At 45.0% G+C, this 5915-nt stretch carries 7 protein-coding genes; all 7 read left to right on the top strand.

Going from position 1 to position 5915, the window contains the following annotated elements:
• On the top strand, nt 1-1399 hold a 1399-nt coding region (locus tag AB7U36_RS16870), incomplete at its 5' end, for a DUF5710 domain-containing protein (RefSeq protein ID WP_428160863.1).
• The gene (locus AB7U36_RS16865; RefSeq protein ID WP_428160862.1) at nt 1396-3252 is read left to right on the top strand and encodes a type IV secretory system conjugative DNA transfer family protein; all 1857 of its coding nucleotides are present in this window, start codon (nt 1396-1398) and stop codon (nt 3250-3252) included. The genes AB7U36_RS16870 and AB7U36_RS16865, both read left to right, overlap by 4 nt.
• A gap of 214 nt (nt 3253-3466) precedes the next feature.
• Nucleotides 3467-3700: a S26 family signal peptidase gene (locus AB7U36_RS16860; RefSeq protein ID WP_428160861.1), complete on the top strand. Its 234-nt coding sequence runs from the start codon at nt 3467-3469 to the stop codon at nt 3698-3700.
• Nucleotides 3701-3725: 25 nt separating this feature from the next.
• The gene (gene trbB / locus AB7U36_RS16855; RefSeq protein WP_428160860.1) at nt 3726-4652 is read left to right on the top strand and encodes a P-type conjugative transfer ATPase TrbB; all 927 of its coding nucleotides are present in this window, start codon (nt 3726-3728) and stop codon (nt 4650-4652) included.
• Between the two features lie 24 nt (nt 4653-4676).
• A complete protein-coding gene (locus AB7U36_RS16850; protein ID WP_428160859.1) occupies nt 4677-5285 on the top strand; it encodes a TrbM/KikA/MpfK family conjugal transfer protein in 609 nt (202 codons plus the stop codon).
• A 91-nt stretch (nt 5286-5376) separates the two neighbouring features.
• The gene (locus tag AB7U36_RS16845; protein ID WP_428160858.1) at nt 5377-5715 is read left to right on the top strand and encodes a plasmid mobilization protein; all 339 of its coding nucleotides are present in this window, start codon (nt 5377-5379) and stop codon (nt 5713-5715) included.
• 22 nt (nt 5716-5737) lie between these two features.
• Nucleotides 5738-5890: a hypothetical protein gene (locus tag AB7U36_RS16840; protein ID WP_428160857.1), complete on the top strand. Its 153-nt coding sequence runs from the start codon at nt 5738-5740 to the stop codon at nt 5888-5890.
• Nucleotides 5891-5915 lie beyond the last annotated feature (25 nt).

Below are 5915 nucleotides of genomic sequence, written 5' to 3'. Positions count from 1 at the left end.
CCGTATTGATCAAAAAGATTTATTTTCGCATACAGAAAAGATAGCTGTGGCAATGAGCAATCCCGATTTATTTGATGATTTAATGCCCGGCCACTATAAAAGTGATCCGTTATCAGCTTTCAACAAGGATCTGGATGATACCCAGCGTGAAATAGTAACCTATCTGAACAAGATCACTCCTTCCCTTGAAAAAAAGTCTGAATCTTTTCCGCCTCCCCAGGCGCCCTCTCCTGCCCTGCATCTATCCAAAAATTCACAAGCCGTTCTTAATGGAGAGAAACGGCGCGGAGAAAGAAAACCGGAATCCAGGGTGTATATCAACGTGCCGTATTCAGAGAAAGATGAAGCCAAAGCCCTGGGTGCAAAATGGGATAAGCAGGAAAAATCCTGGTTTCTCAAACCAGGAACCGACCAAAAGCCATTTCAGAAATGGCTCGCCCCTACCCGGGAGAACCGCCTTGATATGAATAAAGTTACTGCTCAATTCCAGGATCAGGCATCTATACTCGGCTTGAAAATTGACAGCCCCCAGGCTGACGGTAAGCTGCACCGTGTAGCGGTTGAAGGAGATAAAAGCGGCAAAAAATCCGGTGCATATACGCTTTATCCTGACGGCCGGCCTGCAGGGTTCATCCAGAACCATAAAACCGGGGAAAAAGCCAATTTCAAATATGAAGGAGACATCGGCCAAATAATAATTACCCCATCTAATAAACAGTCCAGGTCAGCAGAACGGGATAACGATTATGCAGCTGCAGCCAAAAAAGCGTTCGGCATTTACATCAATGCAGAAAAAACCACGGATCACCCTTATCTTACAGACAAAAAGATCAATGGCGACAAAGAATACCGGGTTGATAAAAACAACCGGCTGATTGTCCCTGCCAAAAATCTTAAAACAAACAAAATCGAATCCCTGCAGTTCATAAACGAGGATGGGCAAAAGCAGTTTCTGACCGGCGGGAAAAAATCGGGAAACGCTTATACCATAGGCGAACTCGACGAACAAAAACCCATACTGCTGGCTGAAGGATTTGCAACGGGAAAGACCCTTAATGATGTGAGCCATCTGCCGGCGGTGGTCTGTTTTGATGCAAACAACCTTGAAAATGTGGCCAAACAGATCCGGGAATTGATGCCTTCCGCTGAGTTGTTCATTTGTGCGGATAATGACCACGCCAAGAAAAATAATGTGGGTGTAGAAAAAGCGCAAAAGGCGGCTAAAGCCGTTGGTGCTAAAGTCATTATCCCCAAGTTTACAGATGAATCAAAACAACTTGGATACACAGATTTCAATGACTTGGCCAAGTGCAAGATGGGTAAGAGCCGGGTTCAAAGTCAGTTGAAATCCCAAATCAAGTATCTCTCCAAAAATAAAGGCATCGGGCTTGAACGATGAAAAAACAAGAATACGGCCTTAAGCAGGCCAAGGCAAAAAAAAGCAGGTATCCCCTGCTCTTCCCGGTTTGTTTTTTGTTGTGGGCCTTTGCCTTTATGAGTTATGCCACGCAAACGATAGCCAGTGCGTTAAGATACCATCCTGACCTGGGCAGGCCGGTGTTTGATACGTATTACCTGCCCTGGAAGGTGTTTGAATGGCATAAATACATAACAGACACCCTGGTGGGTAATCAGGTTGACTTGATCTTTGGTGTTTTTGTCCTCAGCACTGTCTTGGGCTTTTTCCTGATTCTTAGGAAAAAGCCGAAAGGCAATTTAAACCTGCACGGCACGGCCACCTGGGCAAAGAAAAAAGATTTGGCTGCAATGGGACTTGACGCCAGGCAAGGCGTATATGTCGGCGGCTTTCCAACAGCTAGGGGAACCAAATACCTGATCCATAACGGCCCGGAACATATTTTAGCATTTGCGCCAACCAGGTCAGGTAAAGGTGTGGGCTTGGTTATCCCATCGTTGCTTGCCTGGCCGGGCTCAAGTGTAACCCTGGACATCAAGGGTGAAAATTACGCGTTGACATCAGGATACAGGGCCAAAGAATTAAATCATAAAATTCTTAAGTTTGATCCTGCCGATGAAACCTTTTCTTTTTCTAAATGGAATCCTTTGGCAGAAGTGCGGATCAATACAAATCATGCCATTGCGGATGCCCAAAATATTGCACAGATGATCTGTGACCCGGACGGCAAAGGTATGAAAGATTATTTTACCCAGGCCGGGTATGCGTTGCTGACCGGGTTGATTTTGCATGTCATTGTATCAAAGCAGGATGCCACCCTTGCAGATGTCGTGGCCGAAATTACAAAAAGCGACAATGAGGGGGATGTAAAAAACCTGCTTTATGCCATGATAGACAAAGAACACGCAAATATCTTGAAAAAACGGTATCCGGACATGGATACTGACCTGGCAGACAACATACAATCCACAATTGACAGTTATGCCGGTGAAGCTGTAATCAAAGCCGACCGTGAATTATCCGGGGTGGTATCAACCGCCATTACAAACCTTTCTTTGTATCGTGATCCCATTGTCGCAAAGAACACCTCTGAGTCTGATTTTTCCATTTCAGATATCATGAACGCTGAAACCCCTGTTGATTTATACCTGGTTGTATCCCCTGCCAACCTGGATAGGTTAAGGCCGCTGCTGCGTGTATTTTTCAATCTGGCGTTGAGAAAATTCACCCAGAAAATGGAGTTTGAAAACGGGCAAGCCGTAGTTGGTTATAAACACAGGCTGTTGCTCATGCTGGATGAGTTTACCAGTCTGGGCAAGTTGGAAATCATGCAAAAGGCCTTGGCGTTTATGGCCGGTTACGGCGTGAAGGCATATATCATTGTTCAGGATTTATCCCAGCTCCAGGAAGCATATACCAGGGACGAATCCATTACATCCAATTGCCATGTCAGAATTGCATATGCACCCAACAAGATAGAAACCGCAAAGCTGCTGTCGGATATGACCGGGAAAACCACTGTTGTGGACAAAAAAACCAGTGTTTCCGGCAAACGGTTCGGCGGCATGGGCAATGCTTCTGTGTCTGTCAGTGAAGTTGCAAGGCCGCTGCTCACACCAGATGAATGTATGAGGCTGAAAGGCCCAGTTAAAGACGAAAAAGGGGGAATTAAAAGCCCTGGCGATATGCTTATATTCGTCGCTGGTTACAACACTGTATACGGTCAGCAAATACTCTATTTTTTAGATCCTGTTTTCCAAAAGCGGGTTAAAATCCCGCCGCCCGGCAGCATTGATCTTTTCAAACTCAAAGAGGTATCGGAAAATGACATATAAAAGCAAAATCATAAAAATTATGCTGCCCTGCAGTCTCTTTTTTGCGGTCTGTTTTTTTATATCTCAATACTGTTATATCAATGCATCCGCCAGCCTGCCCCGAGGTATATATTTAAAAACCGCCCGGGCAATTGCCAACGGTTCCTTTGTTGTTTTTCATCCCACCATTGCCCAACAACCTCTTGTATCAAAGTACGTTAAAAATACCCCTTTAATGAAACGTGTGGCCGCTTTACCGGGTCAGGTATATCAATTGCCCCCGGCCTCGGATAGAGACAGCAAAGGCCGCCCTATTACAGCGTTTGAACCCAAAATAGGCATAGTACCAGCCAATCACCTGATCGTGGTTGGCAACACAAAATTTTCATTGGACAGCAGGTATATCGGCTTTGTGCCGCAATCTTCAATCATTGATACGATAACCCCTCTTTTGCTTTTCGGTCTCTGAAAAAAAATATTGGAAAGGAGTGAAAATGAGCGTCGTGTTGGACAGCTTGAAGCATAATTTAGGCCCCATTGTTACCCAGGCCCTGGATGATGATAACGTGGTTGAAATTATGCTCAATCCTGACGGCAAGCTATGGCTCGATACGTTTGACAAGGGAATGGTGGAAGTGTCAGCCATTCCTGCATCATCTGCCGCCGGAATACTGAGCCAGGTTGCATCCATGCTTGGGGCCGTCGTTACAAAGGATTCTCCCGTTGTTGAAGGTGAACTGCCCTTGGACGGCAGCCGGTTTGAGGGGTTGTTCCCTCCGGTTGTGGCCAATCCCACGTTCACAATTCGTAAAAAGGCCATCAGAATATTTACCCTGGATAATTATGTGCGGTCCGGAACCATGTCACCGGATCAGCAACAAATTATCTGCGATGCTATTGCGAACAAAAAAAACATCCTGGTGGTTGGCGGAACGGGTTCCGGCAAAACAACCCTGACAAATGCCATTCTTGCAGAATTGGCAAATATTGCTGGCGATGAACGGCTTGTCATTATCGAAGACACCAGCGAACTGCAGTGCCTGTCAAAAAATAAGGTGATGCTGCGTACAAACCGGAACACCAATATGCAACATCTTCTTAAAGCCACCATGAGGCTTCGGCCGGACAGAATCGTTGTGGGTGAAGTAAGGGGCGGTGAAGCCCTTGACCTTTTAAAGGCGTGGAATACCGGCCACCCGGGTGGCGTGTGCACCGTCCATGCCAATTCCTGTGCCGGGGGACTGGTCCGGCTGCAGCAGCTTATTGCTGAAGTAGTGCCGAATCCCATGGACGATTTAATCCAGGAGGCAGTTGATTTGGTGATTTTTATTAAAAGAACCAAACAGGGCAGAAAGATAGACGATATTGCCATCATAAACCAAAAGGATGCGGCGATACACAATTTAAAAATTCCAGCTTAAGCCTGGAACATGGAAGGATAAATCATGAAATCACTTAAGATCAAAATTATTTTTTTATTGGCGTTTGTTGCAATCCAGGGATCAGCCCAGGCAGAATTGTCAAAGATTCAAACATTGGCCTGTGAATCCATCCTATGTCTGTCATCCGCCGTACAGCCGTCGGAGTGCAATCCGGCCCTGAATTATTTTTATGGAATAAAGGGAGATAAAATATCTGAAACCCTAGATTTAAGAAGAGCATTCCTGAATAAATGTCCGGATTCATCCGCACCGGGAATGCCGAGCCTGATTAATGCAATCGTCAATTATTCAAGTCCGTTCTGCACCCTTGAACATTTAAATCATAATCTGGTTGAAGTGCGGATTTTGGTGAAATACGGCAGATTCAAATATGATGCTAAAACAATAAAAGTGGTTAATCCCGAATTACCGGTAGCTTGCAGGAATTATTACAATACTCTGATTAACCACGAATACACAGCATACACACAACTTTCTTATGTTGGAACTGATTTAGGATACAAGACGGAAGATGATGATGGAAATGAATTTTATGTAATCTATGCAGACTCCAGAAGTGAGCAAAACCAAATCGCTGCAGCATTATCAGATAACCATTGGGAATGGCATTAATAACCAGGTGACCCCACCAGAAACAATGGTGCCGGCCAACACCATTGTTTCTGGTGGTGTTGGCGGCAAACAGTTTTAAGATAAGGAAGTTATGGAAAATAAACGTACAAAATGCCTTAAATCATACGTCACAGCCAAAGAACACGCCAAGATACAGCAGTTAGCCCAACAAACCGGCCTGTCTGTTTCTGATTATATCCGCAGGATTACAATCGGCCAACGGATAGAATCAAGGCTTGACCAACAGGCTTTTTTATCTGCTCTTAAAGTGAATGCTGACCTTGGCCGGCTTGGGGGACTGTTTAAATACTATCTTTCCCAAGGGTTTAAAAATGTGCCTCCTGGAGAAATAAGAAAGTTGCTGCATGACATTGAAGACAGGCAACGGCAGCTTAAGCCGGTCATTTCTAAAATCCGGGATATGATGTAAGGTTGCAGCAAAGTTTAATGCCATGATATCAAAACGTATCCATTGTGCACCGCAAAACGACAACATAAAGCGTTTAGGGTTGTATATAGGTGCCGGCCATGAAGGGGAAAAGCTCTTTGCAAAATGGACAGCCGGCTGTTATGCCGGGCAGGATTATGATCTGGCCATTGATTAAATCAAAGCCACCCAGTAAATTAATA

The sequence above is a fragment of the Desulfobacter sp. genome (assembly GCF_050177295.1).
This window is presented reverse-complemented; position numbering and strand designations above follow the sequence as displayed.